General features: G+C 70.6%; 18 protein-coding genes and 3 pseudogenes. 15 read left to right on the top strand and 6 right to left on the bottom strand.

What is annotated here, in order from left to right:
• The first annotated feature begins 327 nt into the window (after window positions 1-327).
• From IE145_RS22900 to IE145_RS22910, 3 genes and pseudogenes are all read left to right on the top strand, one after another.
• Window positions 328-1,281 carry a heme o synthase gene (locus tag IE145_RS22900; RefSeq protein WP_189527335.1) on the top strand — a complete coding sequence of 318 codons (954 nt, stop codon included), beginning with the start codon at window positions 328-330 and terminating at the stop codon, window positions 1,279-1,281.
• 93 nt (window positions 1,282-1,374) lie between these two features.
• Entirely contained in the window at window positions 1,375-1,752 is a 378-nt protein-coding gene (locus IE145_RS22905; RefSeq protein WP_189527336.1) for a hypothetical protein, read from the top strand.
• A gap of 98 nt (window positions 1,753-1,850) precedes the next feature.
• Window positions 1,851-2,133, top strand: a pseudogene (locus tag IE145_RS22910) (amidohydrolase); the annotation flags it as partial.
• 212 nt (window positions 2,134-2,345) lie between these two features.
• Here the strand turns inward: IE145_RS22910 and IE145_RS22915 are convergent.
• The 3 genes from IE145_RS22915 to IE145_RS22925 form a co-directional block, all read right to left on the bottom strand.
• A complete protein-coding gene (locus IE145_RS22915) occupies window positions 2,346-3,332 on the bottom strand; it encodes a COX15/CtaA family protein (RefSeq protein WP_189527337.1) in 987 nt (328 codons plus the stop codon).
• Window positions 3,333-3,409: 77 nt separating this feature from the next.
• A complete protein-coding gene (locus tag IE145_RS22920; protein WP_189527338.1) occupies window positions 3,410-4,177 on the bottom strand; it encodes an ABC transporter permease in 768 nt (255 codons plus the stop codon).
• Entirely contained in the window at window positions 4,174-5,115 is a 942-nt protein-coding gene (locus IE145_RS22925) for an ABC transporter ATP-binding protein (protein WP_189527339.1), read from the bottom strand. The genes IE145_RS22920 and IE145_RS22925 overlap by 4 nt, the downstream gene beginning before the upstream one ends.
• Window positions 5,116-5,251: 136 nt before the next feature.
• On the opposite strand from IE145_RS22925, the gene IE145_RS22930 reads away from it, so the two are divergent.
• The 8 genes from IE145_RS22930 (at window position 5,252) to IE145_RS22965 (ending at window position 11,848) form a co-directional block, all read left to right on the top strand.
• Window positions 5,252-5,995, top strand: coding sequence for a helix-turn-helix transcriptional regulator (locus IE145_RS22930; protein ID WP_189527340.1), 744 nt, complete (start codon window positions 5,252-5,254; stop codon window positions 5,993-5,995).
• Window positions 5,992-7,413, top strand: coding sequence for a Fe-S cluster assembly protein SufB (gene sufB / locus IE145_RS22935; protein ID WP_189527341.1), 1,422 nt, complete (start codon window positions 5,992-5,994; stop codon window positions 7,411-7,413). Before IE145_RS22930 ends, sufB begins: the two co-directional genes overlap by 4 nt.
• A 98-nt stretch (window positions 7,414-7,511) precedes the next feature.
• Window positions 7,512-8,693, top strand: coding sequence for a Fe-S cluster assembly protein SufD (gene sufD, locus IE145_RS22940; protein ID WP_189527342.1), 1,182 nt, complete (start codon window positions 7,512-7,514; stop codon window positions 8,691-8,693).
• Window positions 8,693-9,010: a bifunctional 3-phenylpropionate/cinnamic acid dioxygenase ferredoxin subunit gene (locus IE145_RS22945; RefSeq protein WP_010061308.1), complete on the top strand. Its 318-nt coding sequence runs from the start codon at window positions 8,693-8,695 to the stop codon at window positions 9,008-9,010. Before sufD ends, IE145_RS22945 begins: the two co-directional genes overlap by 1 nt.
• Before the next feature lie 7 nt (window positions 9,011-9,017).
• Window positions 9,018-9,782 carry a Fe-S cluster assembly ATPase SufC gene (gene sufC / locus IE145_RS22950; RefSeq protein ID WP_006123660.1) on the top strand — a complete coding sequence of 255 codons (765 nt, stop codon included), beginning with the start codon at window positions 9,018-9,020 and terminating at the stop codon, window positions 9,780-9,782.
• On the top strand, window positions 9,779-11,047 hold the full coding sequence (locus IE145_RS22955; protein ID WP_189527343.1) for a cysteine desulfurase: 1,269 nt from the start codon (window positions 9,779-9,781) through the stop codon (window positions 11,045-11,047). Before sufC ends, IE145_RS22955 begins: the two co-directional genes overlap by 4 nt.
• Before the next feature lie 10 nt (window positions 11,048-11,057).
• A complete protein-coding gene (sufU, locus tag IE145_RS22960) occupies window positions 11,058-11,513 on the top strand; it encodes a Fe-S cluster assembly sulfur transfer protein SufU (protein ID WP_280929087.1) in 456 nt (151 codons plus the stop codon).
• A complete protein-coding gene (locus IE145_RS22965; RefSeq protein WP_003969897.1) occupies window positions 11,510-11,848 on the top strand; it encodes a metal-sulfur cluster assembly factor in 339 nt (112 codons plus the stop codon). The genes sufU and IE145_RS22965 overlap by 4 nt, the downstream gene beginning before the upstream one ends.
• 80 nt (window positions 11,849-11,928) lie before the next feature.
• Here the strand turns inward: IE145_RS22965 and IE145_RS22970 are convergent, their stop codons facing one another.
• Window positions 11,929-12,918, bottom strand: a complete 990-nt coding sequence (locus tag IE145_RS22970; protein WP_189527345.1) for a DUF7847 domain-containing protein — start codon at window positions 12,916-12,918, stop codon at window positions 11,929-11,931.
• A gap of 289 nt (window positions 12,919-13,207) precedes the next feature.
• Here IE145_RS22970 and IE145_RS22975 point away from each other — a divergent pair, with 289 nt between their 5' ends.
• Both IE145_RS22975 and IE145_RS22980 read left to right on the top strand, forming a co-directional pair.
• Window positions 13,208-13,534, top strand: a complete 327-nt coding sequence (locus tag IE145_RS22975) for a DMT family transporter (protein ID WP_006123656.1) — start codon at window positions 13,208-13,210, stop codon at window positions 13,532-13,534.
• On the top strand, window positions 13,534-14,127 hold the full coding sequence (locus IE145_RS22980; RefSeq protein WP_189527346.1) for a TetR/AcrR family transcriptional regulator: 594 nt from the start codon (window positions 13,534-13,536) through the stop codon (window positions 14,125-14,127). Before IE145_RS22975 ends, IE145_RS22980 begins: the two co-directional genes overlap by 1 nt.
• Before the next feature lie 18 nt (window positions 14,128-14,145).
• Here the strand turns inward: IE145_RS22980 and IE145_RS22985 are convergent, their stop codons facing one another.
• Complete coding sequence (locus tag IE145_RS22985; RefSeq protein ID WP_189527347.1) at window positions 14,146-15,024, bottom strand: winged helix-turn-helix transcriptional regulator; 879 nt, start codon at window positions 15,022-15,024, stop codon at window positions 14,146-14,148.
• Between the two features lie 143 nt (window positions 15,025-15,167).
• On the opposite strand from IE145_RS22985, the pseudogene IE145_RS22990 reads away from it, so the two are divergent.
• Together IE145_RS22990 and dapD are read left to right on the top strand one after the other, a co-directional pair.
• Window positions 15,168-16,411 (top strand): annotated as a pseudogene (locus IE145_RS22990) (MFS transporter).
• Window positions 16,412-16,421: 10 nt separating this feature from the next.
• Window positions 16,422-17,420: a 2,3,4,5-tetrahydropyridine-2,6-dicarboxylate N-succinyltransferase gene (dapD, locus tag IE145_RS22995; RefSeq protein WP_189527348.1), complete on the top strand. Its 999-nt coding sequence runs from the start codon at window positions 16,422-16,424 to the stop codon at window positions 17,418-17,420.
• Window positions 17,421-17,762: 342 nt separating this feature from the next.
• On the opposite strand, the pseudogene IE145_RS23000 reads toward dapD, so the two are convergent.
• Window positions 17,763-17,936, bottom strand: a pseudogene (locus IE145_RS23000) (IS5/IS1182 family transposase); the annotation flags it as partial.
• Between the last annotated feature and the right edge of the window lie 202 nt (window positions 17,937-18,138).

An 18,138-nucleotide genomic window follows, 5' to 3' on the forward strand; every position in this document is an offset into this window, starting at 1 on the left:
TCGGTCCACTGGAGGTCTGTGGTGGTCGGCTTGATGCTCACCCTGAGTCAGGGCTCCTCTCCACTGTTGTAAACCGGTGACTGTTGCCGCACCGGGCGTTGTCGAGCCTACCCCCGTTGCCGGACACGCTTTCCGTGCACTTTCCAGGGTGTGGGCGACCTGTGGAGTTCGCCTCCCGGCGGAATGCACATCCGGCGAACAGTCACCCTCAACACGACCCCACCCCCGCGAAGGGCGGTGTATCCCCAACGTCTAGAGTGGTCGAGTTCGCGCAAGTCTTCACAAGGGCCTCTCGGTCCGGAGCTTGCTGGGATTTCTCTGTCAGGGGTGTGCGTGACGGCCGTCGAGTCCCGACCCGCAGGGGTCGCCTTGACTCCCAGCCCAGGGGGCCATCGCCCGTTCGGGGCCCGCGTCAAGGCATTCGTGGCGCTTACCAAGCCACGGATCATCGAGCTGCTGCTCATCACCACCGTTCCGGTGATGTTCCTGGCTGCCCAGGGCGTACCCGATCTGTGGCTCGTTCTCACGACCACCATCGGGGGATACCTCTCCGCGGGCGGCGCCAACGCGCTCAACATGTACATCGACCGGGACATCGACGCGCTGATGGACCGTACGTCCCAGCGCCCGCTGGTCACGGGCATGGTCAGCCCCCGCGAATGCCTGGCCTTCGGCATCGGCCTCGCGGTGTTCTCCACGCTCTGGTTCGGACTGCTCGTCAACTGGCTCTCGGCCGCCCTCGCGCTCGGCGCGCTGCTCTTCTACGTCGTCATCTACACGATGCTGCTGAAGCGCCGCACCTCGCAGAACATCGTCTGGGGCGGTATCGCGGGCTGCATGCCGGTCCTCATCGGCTGGTCGGCCGTGACGAACACGGTCTCCTGGGCCGCCGTCATCCTCTTCGCCGTCATCTTCTTCTGGACGCCGCCGCACTACTGGCCGCTGTCGATGAAGGTCAAGGACGACTACGCCCGGGTCGGCGTCCCGATGCTGCCGGTCGTCGCCACCAACCGGGTGGTCGCCAAGCAGATCGTCCTCTACAGCTGGGTGATGGTCGCGGTCTCGCTGCTGCTGACCCCGCTGGGCTACACCGGCTGGTTCTACACCGCGGTGGCGCTGCTGGCCGGCGGCGCCTGGCTCTGGGAGGCCCATGGCCTGCAGAACCGTGCCAAGGCCGGGGTGACCGGGGCCAAGCTCAAGGAGATGCGGCTCTTCCACTGGTCCATCACCTACGTCTCGCTCCTCTTCCTCGCCGTCGCGGTGGACCCCTTCCTCCGCTGACACCCCCGCTTCCGGCGTACGGGCGGGTCGCGTGGCACAAGCCACGTGACCCGCCCGTCGCCAGTTCGTCTACCCGTCGGTAGCATCCTGTCCATGGCAGAGACGGCAGCAGACGCAGCGGACACCGAGCAGACCTCACGGACGGACGCCAGGAAGGCGGCGCGCGACGCGCGCAGGGCGGCGAAGCTCGCCCGCGAGATCGGTGCCTTCGCCAAGGAGCACGGCGGAGCGGAGGGACAGCTCGCCTACATCGGCCAGGCGGGCGCCCGCATCGTCCTGGTCGGCCAGGACGGCGCCTGGGGCGACCTGGTGGCCCCGACCTACGCGGTGGCCGAGAGCGCGACCGCGAAGTCCGGCATCACGATGCACGACGAGTTCGACGGGGAGTTCGCACTCAAGGTCCGCACCGGCCCGTACGAATGGTCCCGGATGGCCGGGATCCAGGTCGGCGGCCCCTCCAACGACCGCTGATCCGGCTTCCGCTCCCGGCGGGTGCCCCGTCGGGCCACGCCTGACCCGGGGCTCACCCGTTGGGCCGTGCGTACCCACGCCGTCCCAGGGAGCCCCGGATGACCGACACCGTGCCCGTGGCCGATCCGGTCGACCAGAACGGCCACGGCGTGCTCCGCACCGAGCTGGGCCTCGGCACCTTCGAGGCCCGGCTCGGTGCCGCCCGCGCCCCGGCCGCCCCCGGCACCACCTTCTTCGGCACCCGGACCGGCTTCGCCGTGCGCCGCTGATGCCCGCCGCTGCTCGGCCTCGAAGCCCACTGCCCGCCCACCCGCCATCCGGCCAGGCGGCGCGAGCCGGGCGTCGCCGAGACCTCTTCGCCGCCTGCTGCGGGCCACCGGGCCCGGTCCGGGTGTGGGCGGCGGCCGGACGCGGCCCGGGTCGCCACGATGATCGGGTCGGGCAACGCGCGCCGGGTGTACGGGCTGGAGTGAGGCGCGAAGAGGGCGGCAGGCCCTCGGCCCCGGAGCACGGGTGAGGGGCGGCAGCCCCCGGCCCGCCGCCCCTCACCCGCTGTACGTATGTGTCTGCTCAGGCCGTACGTGTGTGTCTGTTCAGACGGCCGTCGCCGGTGCCGTCCGAGGCCGCTCGGCGGACGGGCCGGGCAGCGGGGCGGTCGCGTCGTCGCCGCGCTCGCGCATGCTCAGGACGAGCCGTACCACGGCGATCAACAGGATGGCCGAGCCGAACATGTGGACGCCGACCAGGATCTCGGGGACGTCGCTGAAGTACTGCACGTACCCGATCGCGCCCTGGGCGAGCAGCACGAGCAGCAGGTCACGGGCGCGGGCCCGGGTGTCGGCGGGCGCGTCGACCACCCGCAGGGCCAGCCACATCGCGATGGCCAGGGCGCAGACCACCCAGGCGGCGATGGCGTGGACATGGGCGGCGGCCGACCAGTCCCACGGCATGCGCGGCACGTCGCTGCTGTCGCCGGCGTGCTTGCCGGAGCCGGTCACCGAGGTGCCCAGCACGATCAGTACCACCGTCGTCGCCACGATCGCCCACGCCAGCCGGCGCACCGGCAGCGGGGCCCGGGGCCGCGGCGGACCGTCGCCCTCGCCGATCCGTACCCAGGTGATCACGGCGATCGCCAGGAGCGTGTTGGCCAGCAGGAAGTGCCCGGCCACCGTCCACGGGTTGAGTCCCGCCCAGACCGTGATGCCGCCGAGCACGGCGTTGCCCAGCACGATCCAGAACTGCGACCAGGCCAGCCGGGTCAGCTTGCGGCGGCGTGGCTTCATCGAGCTGACGGCGATGATCGCCCAGCCGACCGCGGCCGACAGCACATAGGTCAGCATCCGGTTGCCGAACTCGATCGCGCCGTGCAACCCCTGCTCGGGCGTCGCGAACAGGCTGTCGTCGGTGCACTTGGGCCAGGTGTCGCAGCCGAGGCCCGAACCGGTGAGCCGGACGGCCCCGCCGGTGACGATGATGAAGACGCTCATCACGACGGCGGAGAGCGCGGCGCGCTTCACCACCTTGGTGGACGGCGTCCAGCGCTTGGCGATGAGGGAGATGGGGGTTTCCACGCGGACCATCGTAGGACGGGGCTTGTGCGCGTTTTCACGAGGGGGTGGTACGTGCTTGCTTGCCCGGGAAGATCCCCGTTGCAGCCCTACTCCCAGCGGAAGAACTTCGCGGCCGCGCCGAGCCCCAGCACCGCCCACACCGCGAGGATCCCGGCCTGGGCCCACGGCATCGACGCGCCGTGCTGGAGGACGTCCCGCAACCCTTCCGAGAGTGCCGAGACGGGCAGCAGCCCCAGCACCGACTGCACCGCGTCCGGGAACTTCTCCAGCGGCACGATGACCCCGCCGCCGACCAGCAGCAGCAGGAAGACCAGATTGGCGGCGGCGAGCGTCGCCTCCGCCTTCAGCGTCCCCGCCATCAGCAGCCCGAGCCCGGAGAACGCGGCGGTTCCCAGGACCAGGAGCAGCAGCACCGAGAGCGGGTTGCCCCCGGGCGACCAGCCGAGCGCGAAGGCGATCGCCGTCAGCAGCACGATCTGGAGCACCTCGGTGACGAGCACCGACAGCGTCTTCGCGGTCATCAGAGCCCAGCGGGGCAGCGGGGAGGCCCCGAGCCGCTTGAGGACCCCGTAACGGCGCTCGAAGCCGGTGGCGATGGCCTGGCCGGTGAAGGCGGTGGACATCACGGCGAGGGCCAGGATGCCCGGGGCCAGGAAGTCGACCGACGCGCCCGAGCCCGTGTCGACGATGTCGACCGCGCTGAACAGCACCAGCAGCAGCGTCGGGATGATCACCGTCAGCAGCAGCTGCTCGCCGTTGCGCAGCAGCATCCGGGTCTCCAGCGCGGTCTGCGCGGCGATCATCCGGGGGAGCGGGGCGGCGCCGGGGCGCGGGGTGTACGTACCGGCGCTCATGCGCGCAGCTCCTTGCCGGTCAGTTGCTTGCCGGTCAGTTCGAGGAAGACGTCCTCCAGGGTGTGCCGCTCGACCGAGATGCCCTCGGGCATCACGCCGTGCTGCGCGCACCAGGAGGTCACGGTGGCCAGCAGCTGCGGGTCGACGCTCCCGGTGATCCGGTACGTCCCCGGCAGCGGCTCGGCCGCCCCGCAGCCGTCGGGCAGCGCCTTGAGGAGGGAGCCGAGGTCGAGCCCCGGCCGGCCGGTGAAGCGCAGGGTGTTCTCCGCGCCGCCCCGGCAGAGCCGCTCCGGGCTGCCCTGGGCGACGACCCGGCCCGCGTCGATGATCGCGACGTCGTCGGCGAGCGTTTCGGCCTCGTCCATGAAGTGGGTGGTCAGCACCACGGACACGCCGTCGGCGTGCAGCTCGCGGACCAGGTCCCAGGTGGACCGGCGGGCCTGCGGGTCGAGCCCGGCGGTCGGCTCGTCCAGGAAGACCAGCTCGGGCCGGCCGACGACCGCCATGGCCAGCGAGAGGCGCTGCTGCTGGCCGCCGGAGAGCCGCCGGTAGGCGGTGCGGCCGCAGTCCCCCAGGCCGAGACGCTCGATCAGCGTGTCCACGTCGAGGGGGTGGGCGTGCAGCTTGGCCATGTGGCGGAGCATCTCGTCGGCGCGGGCGCCGGAGTACACGCCGCCGGACTGGAGCATCACCCCGACCCGCGGACGCAGCCGCTCCGCGTCGGCGACCGGGTCGAGGCCGAGGACCCGTACGGTGCCCGCGTCGGGGCGGCGGTAGCCCTCGCAGGTCTCGATGGTGGTGGTCTTCCCGGCGCCGTTCGGGCCGAGGACGGCCGTCACCGCGCCGGCCGCGACGACCAGATCGAGGCCGTTCACCGCGGTCTTCGCGCCGTACCGCTTCACCAGGCCGGTGACCTGTACGACGGGCTCGTTCTCCATGGCAGGGAAGTCTAGGCAGGGTCCGGAGGAGGCCCGCCCCCGGGGCCAGATTAGGTAACCCTAAGTGACGAACCACACCGTAGATCGTTTCGGACCGTGGTTGTCAGGGTCGAATGAATTACGCAACAATGGTGTTGTGAAATACGACGGACGGGCTCCTCAGGAGGAACTCGCGACCGGTGAGCGCTCGACGCGCAACCGGGTCGCGCGCTCCATCCTGGACCACGGTCCCTCCACCGTCGCGGACCTCGCCAAGCGGCTCGGTCTCACCCAGGCCGCCGTCCGCCGCCACCTGGACGCCCTCGTCTCCGACGATGTCGTCGAAGCCCGTGAACAGCGGGTGTACGGGGCGCGGACCCGCGGCAGGCCCGCCAAGGTGTTCGCCCTGACGGACTGCGGCAGGGACGCCTTCGACCAGTCCTACGACAAGCTGGCCGCCGACGCCCTGCGCTTCATCGCCGAATCCGGCGGGGACGAGGCGGTCATCGCCTTCGCCCGCGCCCGGATGGCCGCGATGGGCGAGGCGTACCGCGCCGCGGTCGAGGCCGCGGAGCCCGCGAGGCGCACCGAGGCCCTGGCCAGGGCCCTGTCCGCCGACGGGTACGCTGCTACGGCGCGAAGCGCGCCGGGCCCGCAGCAGGGCGAACAGCTGTGTCAGCACCACTGCCCGGTGGCGCATGTCGCCGAGCAGTTCCCACAGCTGTGCGAGGCGGAGACGGAATTCTTCTCCAGCCTCCTCGGGACCCATGTGCAGCGGCTGGCCACCCTCGCCCACGGCGACGGCGTGTGCACGACGTATGTGCCGCGAAGTGGCCACGCAGCACCCCCACAGACCACCCATTCAGCATCTGCAAGCACGGCCGGGAGGAACCCCGCATGACGCTCCCCACGGAGACTGCCCACCCTGAGCTCGAGGGTCTGGGTACGTACGAATTCGGCTGGGCCGACTCCGACGCGGCAGGCGCGGCGGCGAAGCGCGGTCTCTCCGAGGCTGTCGTCCGCGACATCTCGGAGAAGAAGAACGAGCCCGAGTGGATGCTGAAGCTGCGGCTCAAGGGCCTCAAGCTCTTCGACAAGAAGCCCATGCCCAGCTGGGGCTCGGACCTGTCGGGCATCGACTTCGACAACATCAAGTACTTCGTGCGCTCCACGGAGAAGCAGGCCGCCTCCTGGGAGGACCTGCCCGAGGACATCAAGAACACGTACGACAAGCTCGGCATCCCCGAGGCGGAGAAGCAGCGCCTCGTCGCCGGTGTCGCCGCGCAGTACGAGTCCGAGGTCGTCTACCACCAGATCCGCGAGGACCTGGAGGAGCAGGGCGTCATCTTCCTGGACACCGACACCGCGCTGAAGGAGCACCCGGAGCTCTTCAAGGAGTACTTCGGCACCGTCATCCCGGTCGGCGACAACAAGTTCGCCTCGCTGAACACGGCCGTGTGGTCCGGCGGCTCGTTCATCTACGTGCCCAAGGGCGTCCACGTGGACATCCCGCTCCAGGCCTACTTCCGTATCAACACGGAGAACATGGGCCAGTTCGAGCGGACGCTGATCATCGTCGACGAGGACGCCTACGTCCACTACGTCGAGGGCTGCACCGCCCCGATCTACTCCTCGGACTCGCTGCACAGCGCCGTGGTCGAGATCATCGTGAAGAAGGGCGGCCGCTGCCGCTACACGACCATCCAGAACTGGTCGAACAACGTCTACAACCTGGTCACCAAGCGGGCCGTGGCCTACGAGGGCGCGACCATGGAGTGGGTCGACGGCAACATCGGCTCCAAGGTCACCATGAAGTACCCGGCCGTCTACCTGATGGGCGAGCACGCCAAGGGCGAGACCCTGTCCATCGCCTTCGCGGGCGAGGGCCAGCACCAGGACGCCGGCGCCAAGATGGTCCACATGGCCCCGAACACCTCCTCGAACATCGTCTCCAAGTCGGTGGCGCGAGGCGGCGGCCGCACGTCCTACCGCGGACTGATCGAGATCGGCGAGGGCGCGCCGGGCGCGAAGTCCAACGTCCTCTGCGACGCTCTGCTGGTCGACACGGTCTCCCGCTCGGACACCTACCCCTACGTCGACGTCCGCGAGGACGACGTGTCGATGGGCCACGAGGCGACCGTCTCCAAGGTCTCCGAGGACCAGCTCTTCTACCTCATGAGCCGTGGTCTCACCGAGTTCGAGGCCATGGCGATGATCGTGCGCGGCTTCGTCGAGCCGATCGCCAAGGAGCTGCCCATGGAGTACGCCCTGGAGCTCAACCGGCTGATCGAGCTGCAGATGGAGGGTTCGGTCGGCTAGGTCCGCACCCGAGGACCACCGGGACGGCCGTGCGCGGCCGTCCCCGCCCCACCGAACCACCCCCCTTCTTGACTGAGAAAGCGAGCACTACGACAGCCATGGCTGAGGCTCAGAACACTCCGGTGGGCTCCACCACCGCCGGCTCCATCGCGGTCGCCGCCGAGTCGACCGTCGCCACGCGCATGAGCGCGCCCCCGTCCTTCGACGTCGCGGACTTCCCCGTCCCGCACGGCCGCGAGGAGGAGTGGCGCTTCACGCCGCTGGAGCGCCTGCGCGGACTGCACGACGGCACCGCGGTCGCCACCGGCAGCGGCGTGAAGGTCGCCATCGAGGCCCCCGAGGGTGTCACCGTCGAGACCGTCGGCCGGGACGACTCCCGGCTCGGCAAGGCCGGCACCCCCGTCGACCGGGTCGCCGCCCAGGCCTACAGCTCCTTCGAGCAGGCCTCGGTCGTCACGGTCGCCAAGGAAGCCGTGCTCACCGAGCCGATCCGGATCGCCGTGCACGGCGAGGGCGGCACCGCCTTCGGCCACCAGCTCATCGAGCTGGGCGCCTTCGCCGAGGCCGTCGTCGTCATCGACCACACCGGCGACGCGGTGCTCGCCGCCAACGTCGACTACGTCCTGGGCGACGGCGCCAAGCTGACCGTCGTCTCCGTCCAGGACTGGGACGACACGGCCGTCCACGTCGGCCAGCACAACGCGCTGGTCGGCCGGGACGCCTCCTTCAAGTCGATCGTCGTCACCTTCGGCGGCGATGTCGTCCGCCTGCACCCCCGGGTCGCCTACGCGGCCACCGGCGGCGAGGCGGAGCTCTTCGGTCTGTACTTCACCGACAAGGGCCAGCACCAGGAGCACCGCCTCCTGGTCGACCACAACACCCCGCACTGCAAGTCCAACGCGGTGTACAAGGGCGCCCTCCAGGGCGACGGCGCGCACGCCGTCTGGATCGGCGACGTCCTCATCCAGGCCGCGGCCGAGGGCACCGACACCTACGAGATGAACCGGAACCTCGTCCTCACCGACGGTGCCCGGGTCGACTCCGTGCCCAACCTGGAGATCGAGACCGGCGAGATCCTCGGAGCGGGCCACGCCTCGGCGACCGGCCGCTTCGACGACGAGCAGCTCTTCTACCTCCAGTCCCGCGGTATCCCGGCGGAGGAGGCCCGCCGCCTGGTCGTGCGCGGCTTCTTCGCCGAGCTGGTCCAGCAGATCGGTCTGCCGGACGTCGAGGAGCGGCTCATCGAGAAGATCGAGGCCGAGCTGAAGGCGTCCGTCTGATGTCCTTCGTCAAGGCCTGTGCGCTGAGTGAGCTGGAGGACGACACCCCCAAGCGGGTGGAGCTCGACGGCACACCCGTCTCCGTCGTCCGCACCGAGGGCGAGGTGTTCGCGATCAACGACATCTGCTCGCACGCGAACGTCTCCCTCTCGGAGGGCGAGGTGGAGGACTGCGCGATCGAGTGCTGGCTGCACGGATCCGCGTTCGACCTCCGCACCGGCAAGCCGTCCGGCCTTCCCGCGACGCGCCCCGTCCCCGTATACCCCGTAAAGATCGAAGGGGACGATGTGCTCGTCTCCGTCACCCAGGAGTCCTGAGTCACCCATGGCAACGCTTGAAATCCGCGACCTGCACGTCACCGTCGAGGCCGACAACGCCACGAAGGAGATCCTCAAGGGCGTCGACCTGACCGTGAAGCAGGGCGAGACCCACGCCATCATGGGCCCCAACGGGTCCGGCAAGTCCACCCTCGCGTACTCGCTCGCGGGTCACCCCAAGTACACGATCACCGGCGGTTCGGTCACCCTGGACGGCGAGGACGTCCTGGAGATGTCCGTCGACGAGCGGGCCCGCGCCGGCCTGTTCCTCGCCATGCAGTACCCGGTCGAGATCCCCGGCGTCTCGGTCTCCAACTTCCTGCGCACCTCCGCCACCGCCATCCGCGGCGAGGCCCCCAAGCTGCGGACGTGGGTCAAGGAGGTCAAGGAGACGATGGCCGAGCTCCAGATGGACCCGGCCTTCGCCGAGCGCAACGTCAACGAGGGCTTCTCCGGCGGTGAGAAGAAGCGCCACGAGATCCTTCAGCTGGAGCTCCTCAAGCCGAAGATCGCCGTCCTGGACGAGACCGACTCCGGCCTGGACGTCGACGCGCTCAAGACCGTCTCCGAGGGCGTCAACCGGGTCCGCGCGACCGGCGAGGTCGGCACCCTGCTGATCACCCACTACACCCGCATCCTCAAGTACATCCAGCCCGACTTCGTGCACGTCTTCGCCAACGGCCGGATCGCGGCCTCCGGCGGTGCCGAGCTGGCCGACCAGCTGGAGAACGAGGGCTACGAGGCCTACACGAAGGGTGGCGCTTCCGCGTGACTGACGCCCGACAGGGGCTCTCCGGCCTCCTCGACACCGAGGCGATCCGCAAGGACTTCCCGCTCCTGGACCGCACGGTCCACGACGGCAAGAAGGTCGTTTACCTGGACTCCGCGGCGACCTCCCAGAAGCCGCGCCAGGTCCTCGACGCGCTCAACACGTACTACGAGCGCCACAACGCGAACGTGCACCGCGGCGTCTACACGATCGCCGAGGAGGCCACCGCGCTGTACGAGGGCGCCCGCGACAAGGTCGCCGCCTTCATCAACGCACCCAGCCGTGACGAGGTGATCTTCACGAAGAACGCCTCGGAGTCGCTGAACCTCGTGGCGAACATGCTCGGCTGGGCGGACGAGCCCTATCGGGTGGACCGCGACACGGAGATCGTCACCACGGAGATGGAGCACCACTCCAACATCGTGCCGTGGCAGCTGCTCGCGCAGCGCACCGGCGCGAAGCTGAAGTGGTTCGGCATCACCGACGACGGCCGGCTCGACCTGTCGAACATCGACGAGATCATCACCGAGAAGACGAAGATCGTCTCCTTCACGCTGGTCTCCAACATCCTGGGCACGGTCAACCCGGTCGAGCGGATCATCCGCCGCGCCCAGCAGGTCGGCGCGCTGGTCTGCATCGACGCCTCGCAGGCGGCGCCGCACATGGTGCTGGACGTACAGGCGCTCCAGGCGGACTTCGTGGCCTTCACCGGCCACAAGATGGTCGGCCCGACGGGTATCGGCGTGCTGTGGGGACGGCAGGAGCTCCTGGAGGACCTGCCTCCGTTCCTCGGCGGCGGCGAGATGATCGAGACCGTGTCGATGCACTCGTCGACGTACGCCCCCGCTCCGCACAAGTTCGAGGCCGGTACGCCCCCGATCGCCCAGGCCGTCGGCCTCGGCGCGGCCGTGGACTACCTCACCTCGATCGGCATGGAGAAGATCCACAACCACGAGAAGGCGATCACCGAGTACGCGCTGAAGCGCCTGCTGGACGTCCCCGACCTGCGGATCATCGGTCCGACCACGGCGGAGGACCGCGGTGCGGCGATCTCCTTCACGCTCGGCGACATCCACCCGCACGATGTGGGCCAGGTCCTCGACGAGCAGGGCGTCGCCGTCCGGGTCGGCCACCACTGCGCCCGCCCGGTCTGCCTGCGGTACGGAATTCCTGCGACGACGCGAGCGTCGTTCTATCTGTACTCCACGCCCGCCGAGGTCGACGCCCTGGTGGACGGTCTGGAGCACGTCCGGAACTTCTTCGGCTGAGGGTTGTCTGGTGAAGCTTGATTCGATGTACCAGGAAGTGATCCTGGACCACTACAAGCACCCCCACGGGCGTGGCCTGCGGGACGGTGACGCCGAGGTGCACCACGTCAACCCGACGTGCGGCGACGAGATCACGCTCCGCGTGAAGTACGACGGCGAGACCATCGCCGACGTGAGCTACGAGGGCCAGGGCTGCTCCATCAGCCAGGCCTCCGCCTCCGTGCTGAACGATCTGCTCGTCGGGAAGGAGCTGTCCCAGGCGCAGAAGATCCAGGACGCCTTCCTGGAGCTGATGCAGTCCAAGGGCCAGCTGGAGCCGGACGACGCGATGGAGGAGGTGCTGGAGGACGCCGTCGCGTTCGCCGGCGTCTCCAAGTACCCCGCCCGGGTCAAGTGCGCGCTGCTGAGCTGGATGGCGTGGAAGGACGCGACGGCCAAGGCGCTGTCCGAAGGGAAGACCGCATGAGCGACAACGAGACCGCGACCATGAAGCCGGCCTCCGAGGAGGAGGTCCGCGAGGCGCTGTACGACGTCGTCGACCCCGAGCTGGGCATCGACGTCGTCAACCTGGGCCTGATCTACGGCATCCACGTCGACGACGCCAACATCGCCACCCTCGACATGACCCTGACGTCCGCGGCCTGCCCGCTGACCGACGTCATCGAGGACCAGGCGAAGTCCGCCACGGACGGCATCGTCAACGAGCTCCGGATCAACTGGGTCTGGATGCCGCCGTGGGGCCCGGACAAGATCACCGACGACGGACGCGAGCAGCTCCGCGCGCTGGGGTTCAACGTCTGATCCCGCGCTCCGCAGAGCGCTGAACGGCCATGCCCGCCAGGCAACACCGGCGGGCATGGCCGTTTCCGTGCGGCAGGCCGTCAGACGTGGGCGGGCGGCGGTGGCCCGTACTGCTCGGGCAGCGTCGAGGCCGCCGCCTCGGCCAGGACCGGGCCCAGGTTCTCCGTACGCATGCGGAGGTCGACGTAGAGCAGGCCGATCACCAGCGGCGGGAAGATCGCCGTGAACAACTGGGCGATCAGCTGGCTGATGAACGACACCAGGATCAGACCGCCGAACAGGGCGATGAGCTCCCCGCCGCTCGGGTCGGTGCCCATCTCCTCGGGTTCGAACAGACCGGGGAGCATGCCGACCATCTGGAACGGCATCTGGATCATGTAGCCGATCATGGACGCGAGCGCGTAGGCGAGCAGCCCGACGCCGAAGACCCGCCACCACGTGCCGCGCACCAGCTGGGCCGAGCGGCGCAGGGCCGCGACCGGGCGCTGGCCCTCGAAGACCACCACGGTCGGGGCCAGGGAGAACCGCACCCAGAGCCAGATCGCGAACGGGCCGATGAGCAGCGCGCCGATGAGGCCGGTCACGATCAGCGGCACGACGCCTTGCTCGTCCCCCAGCGAGATCGTGTAGATCATCAGCCCGGCGAAGCCGGCCAGGAAGAGCGCCATCGGGACGAGCATGATCAGCCCGGTCAGGAACACCGTGCCGATGATCGACCAGACCCGCGCCCACGCCCGCTTCCAGACCTCCCCGAAGCGGATCGGCCGGCCGAGGACGGCTTCCTGGAGGACGACGGGGACCGCCGCCTGCACCACGGCCGACGCCAGCAGGTAGGCGATGAGGCCGACGACCATCAGCACACCGAAGGCGACGCCCAGCGGGATCAGCTGCGCCGCGTCCGGAGACCCCGGGGAGTCGGAGGTCAGCTCGTCCCACTGGCTCGCGACGGCGGAGCCGGCCACCACCAGCGCGACGAGCATCACGAGCGTCGCGGCGCCGAACAGCGTCAGAGCCATGCCGATCAGCGGCTTCCAGTACCGCCCGAGTGTCGTGAAGGCGCCGCTGAGCATGTCCGAGATCCTCAGCGGCGCCAGGGGTATCACCCCCGGTCTGGGCGGTGCGGCCCATCCGCCGTGCCAGCCGCCGCCCGGTCCCTGCGCGCCCCCGTGGAAGGGCCCCCCACCGTGAGGTGCGCCCCCGTACGGGCCACCGCCCCACCCTGCGTCCTGCGCCACTGCTTCTCCGTCGAGTCGTCGGCCCGGTCGGCCGGGCCGTTCGTTCAGTCGGCACACCGTAGCGCCCCCCGGCGCGGGCCGATGATATGTACGGGCGTACGCAACGTTGAGTACAGTCGTACACATGGGATACGCATACGGACTGCTCGCCGGTGCCATCGCGGCGGAGGTGGCCGGGACGACGGCCATGAAGTACAGCGAGGGCTTCACCCGGCTCTGGCCCTCGATCGGCACCGTGGTGGGCTACCTCATCGCCTTCACCCTGCTCGCCCAGACCCTCAAGACGCTCTCCGTGGGCACCGCGTACGCCATCTGGGCCGGCGTCGGCACCGCGGCCGTCGCCCTCATCGGGATCCTCTTCCTCGGAGAGTCCAGCAGTCTGGTCAAGATCGCGGGCATCGCGCTGATCGTCGCCGGGGTCGTCGTTCTGAACCTGGGCGGTGCCCACTGATGGCCCGCCGGTACGACCCCGAGCGGCGGACGCGGATCATCGACGCGGCGCTGGCCGTGATCGCGGCCGACGGCATGGCCGGGCTCAGTCATCGCACCGTGGCCGCCCGGGCCGACGTGCCGCTCGGCTCGACCACGTACCACTTCGCCTCGCTCGACGAACTCCTCGTCGCCGCCCTGCGCCGGTGCAACGAGAACTTCGTCCAGGCGCTGCGCTCCAGCGGTCTCTTCGCCGAGGAGGGGGGAGCCGGGCGGGGTGAGGAGGGCGCCGGGCAGGGCGCGGCGGGGGCCGGCCTCGCGGAGGAGCTGACCCGGCTGCTCGACCGGTGGTTCGCGGGCGAACGCGGCGCGATCGAGCTGGAGTACGAGCTGTACCTCGCGGCCCTGCGCCGCCCCGCGCTGCGCCCCGTCGCCGCCGAGTGGACCGAGGAGGCCGTCGCGCTGCTGTCCCGGCGCACCGATCCGCAGACCGCGCGGGCCCTCGTCGCGCTGATGGACGGCGTCTGCCTCCAGGTCCTGCTGACCGGGGGCACGTTCGACGCGCCGTACACCCGCGTGATGCTGGAGCGCATCGTCGCGGGCGGCGGCGTCTGACCCCGCCGTGACCTCCGCTCAGGCCGCCCCGCGGCGTACCGCCTCCAGCGCCTCCCGCACGCTCGCCCCGATGTCCGTGATCGGGTACAGCACCTCGCGGATCGTCCGCTCCCGGTCCACCACGAGCGTCAGCCGCTTGAGTCTGCTCACGCCCGCCGCCCGGAACGTCGGCAGCCGCAGCGCCGCCGTCAGGGCCAGGTCCGCGTCCGAGAGCAGCGGGAAGCGCAGCGCCTCCTTCTCCGCGAAGGCGCGCTGCTCGTCCGGGCGTTGCACGGACACCCCGTGCACCGTCGCGCCCGCCGCCGTGAACTCGGCCAACTGGTCGCGGTACGTGCACGATTCGAGGGTGCAGCCGCTGGCCCCCGGGATCCCCGCCCAGCCCGGCGGATAGGCGTCGCGGGTGGCGTAGGCGCTGGGGAAGCAGTACAGGACGGTGTACGGGGTGCCGGCGACCGGGTCGCGGAGCCGGCCGTCGTTCCCCGGCAGCAGCAGCTCCGGCAGCCGCGTCCCCTTGAGCGCCCGCACCCGGGCCGCTTCCTGCGAGGCATCCGTCGTCGTCGCCATCGTCTCCCCTTCGCCCAGTACCCAGGTGTCGCCCCAGTCCTGGAGCGCGATCAGCACGGGCAGCAGGGCCCGGCCGCGCGGGGTGAGGTGGTACTCGTACCGGACCGGGCGGTCCTGGTACGGCTCCCGGTTCAGCACGCCGGCGTCGACCAGCAGCCGCAGCCGTTCGGTCAGCACCTTGCGCGAGACGCCCAACTCCCGCTGGAGCGCGTCGAACCGGTGCACCCCGCGCGCGGTGTCCCGCACGATCAGCAGCGTCCACCAGTCGCCCACGACGTCGAGCGCCTGGGCGATCGAGCAGTCGGCGTCGGCAAGGCTGGTGCGCTGGGGCATGGTCGTCCTCCGGTTGTGGCCGCTGTCCGCCCCGCCCACCCCGCCGGGGCCTTTCGGTTGACCCCGATGGAATCATGCTGCCATAGTCAGTTCCCATAAGGAACTCGCTGATGGGCGGCGGGTCGTCCAGAGGGGGGCGGGGGATGGGCATGGTGCGCGGAGTGCCGCGGACGGTACGGCTGCTGACGCTCGGGGCGTTCCTCAACGCCGTCGTCAGCTTCACCTTCGTCTATCTCTTCGTGTACCTCGTGGGGCCGCGCGGCCTGAGCGTCACCCAGGCCGGAGTGATCAGCGGCGTCGGCGGCATCGGCCTGGTCGCGGGGAACTTCACCGGCGGCTGGTTCGGCGACCGGTTCGGCCACCGCCGTGCCCTGCTGACCGGCGCCTGTGTGAGCGGCGCGGCGCTCGTCGTCCTGCCCGTCCTGCCGGTCGCCGCCCTGTACGCGGTGCTTCCGGTCGCCCAGTACGCGGCGGGCGTCGTCCGCGCCGCCAACGCCGCACTCGTCGCGGTCTCCGTACCTGAGGGCGGAAGCCGCCGCCAGAGCTTCGCCCTCTTCCGCTTCGCCTCCAACGGCGGCTTCGCCATCGGCCCGCCGCTCGGCGCGCTGGTCGCCACCCGCTTCTCGTACGACTGGCTCTTCGTCGCCGACGGCCTCGGCACCCTCCTCTTCGCGCTCTACGCCGCCCGGATCCTGCCGGCCCGCGGCAGCGCCCACGCGGTCCCCGCCCACGACCCGGACGCGCCGGGCCTCTGGCGCGAACTGCGGGCCCGGCCCGCCGTCCTGGTGCTGCTCGCCGCGATCGTGGTCGTCGACACCGTCTACCGGCAGCAGTACTCGACCCTGCCGGTCTTCCTCGCCGACCACGGGCACACCACCCAGCTCTACGGCTGGCTGCTCGCCGTCAACGGCGGCGTCATCCTCTGCCTCGAACTGCCCGCCGCCCACGCCCTGCGCCGCCGCACCCCGCTCGGCCTCGTCGGCGCCGGACTCCTGCTCGTCGGGCTCGGCTACGCCGTCCTGATCCCCGGCGCGGGCGTGCTCTTCGCCGTCACCATGATGCTCTCCCTGACCCTCGGCGAGATCCTCTACAAGACCCCCGCCACCGCCTACGTCGCCGACCAGGCGCCCGGCCACGCCCAGGGCCGGTTCCAGGCCTGTACGCCGGTGCCTCGATCAGCGGACAGGTGCTCGCCCCGCCGCTCGGGGCCGCCCTGTACGCGGCGGCGCCCGGCCTGCTCTGGCCGCTCTGCGCCCTGCTGGCGGCGGCCGCCGGGGTGGCGGTGCTGGCGGCGCGACGGCTGCCCGGGTCCACGGAGCGGGCCCGGGTGGCGGGAAAGGGGCCGCAGGCCGAGACCGGTTCGCCCGAGCGGGCCCCGGCCGGTTAGGTTGCTGTTCATGACCGACACGACTTCCCAGGGATCTGCCCGTACCACCGGCGCCGTCGCCGCCGGCCTCGCCACCGTCGCCGGTGACGGCACCGTCCTCGACACCTGGTTCCCCGCCCCCGAGCTGACCTCGGACCCCGGCCCGGCCGGTACGCAGCGGCTCACCCCGGACGAGGCCGTGAACCGGCTCGGCGAGGGCGCCGCCAAGGCGATCGGCGTGGACGCCCGGCGCGGCGTCGAGGTCGTCGCCGTGTCCACGGTCATCTCCTCGCTCGACGACAAGCCGCTCGACGCGCACGACGCCTACCTGCGTCTGCACCTGCTCTCGCACCGGCTCGTCCAGCCGCACGGCCAGAACCTCGACGGCCTCTTCGGGCTGCTCGCCAACGTCGCCTGGACCTCGCTCGGCCCGGTCGCCGTCGACGACCTGGAGCGCGTGCGGCTCAACGCCCGTGCCGAGGGCCTCCACCTCCAGGTCACCTCGGTCGACAAGTTCCCGCGCATGACCGACTACGTGGCCCCCCAGGGCGTCCGCATCGCCGACGCGGACCGCGTCCGCCTCGGCGCGCACCTCGCCGCCGGGACCACCGTCATGCACGAGGGCTTCGTCAACTTCAACGCGGGCACGCTCGGCACCTCCATGGTCGAGGGCCGGATCTCCGCGGGCGTCGTCATCGGCGACGGCTCCGACATCGGCGGCGGCGCCTCCACCATGGGCACCCTCTCCGGCGGCGGCAAGGAGCGCATCATCATCGGCGAGCGCTGCCTGGTCGGCGCCGAGGCGGGCGTCGGCATCGCGCTCGGCGACGAGTGCGTCGTCGAGGCCGGTCTGTACGTCACCGCCGGTACGCGCGTCACGCTGCCGGACGGCCAGGTCGTCAAGGCCCGCGAGCTGTCCGGCGCCTCGAACATCCTCTTCCGCCGCAACTCGGTCACCGGCACCGTCGAGGCCCGCCCGAACAACGCGGTCTGGGGCGGCCTGAACGAGGTCCTGCACGCCCACAACTGAGCTTGGGTGGCCGTGACCTGCAGCCGTCCACGTGCCCCCGGCTCTGAACTGGCGCGGTGCTTACGGCAAGTGTCGGCATAATCGCCGACGAGCGCCCTCTCACTTCCTGGACAGGCATGGGAGGGCGCTTGTCCGTCGCCCGCCAGCTCGCCTTGAAGCCCCGTCGCCCCGGGGCCAGGCGGCAGTTCGCCTCATAGTGAGCGTTTTCAGCCTTGTCTCGTTCGACGGGTGCACGGGCTGCGGACAGGGCCCGGTTCGCGGTCTGCTCGGTGGTCGTGACTTCGCAGCTCGGTGGGCGGCGCCGGGCGTGGTGATCCAGTCGTCGGCACTGATACAGGCCACGGCCATACGGGCGAGGGTGTCGTGGCGGCGCAGGTGCACGAGTGTGATCAACGCACGCTGGTACGGCAGGAGTTGCACCGGCCGGCGGTGACCTTCACAGGTGACGATGAGTAGCGTGCCCCGCTCGACCAGGGCGTGAGGCTGGTCGAGTGCGGCAGGATACGGAACCGACAGGGCTCCTGGGTTGCTGAGTTGAGACGTAGAGCACCTCCCTCGACGGCACGGGAGCCCTGTCCGTTGCGCACTCAGATCCCACACAGCCCCGTCACCCGATCAGTGGCGACGCTGAAAGCGCTCAGTGAACCCCCTGCTCGTATCCGGCGTCGGCTACGATCGGAGAGCGTACGAAAGCGCCCTGTATCCAGGCTCGTGGGGG

It is taken from the genome of Streptomyces sindenensis, from assembly GCF_014649035.1.
GTDB lineage: Bacteria > Actinomycetota > Actinomycetes > Streptomycetales > Streptomycetaceae > Streptomyces > Streptomyces sindenensis.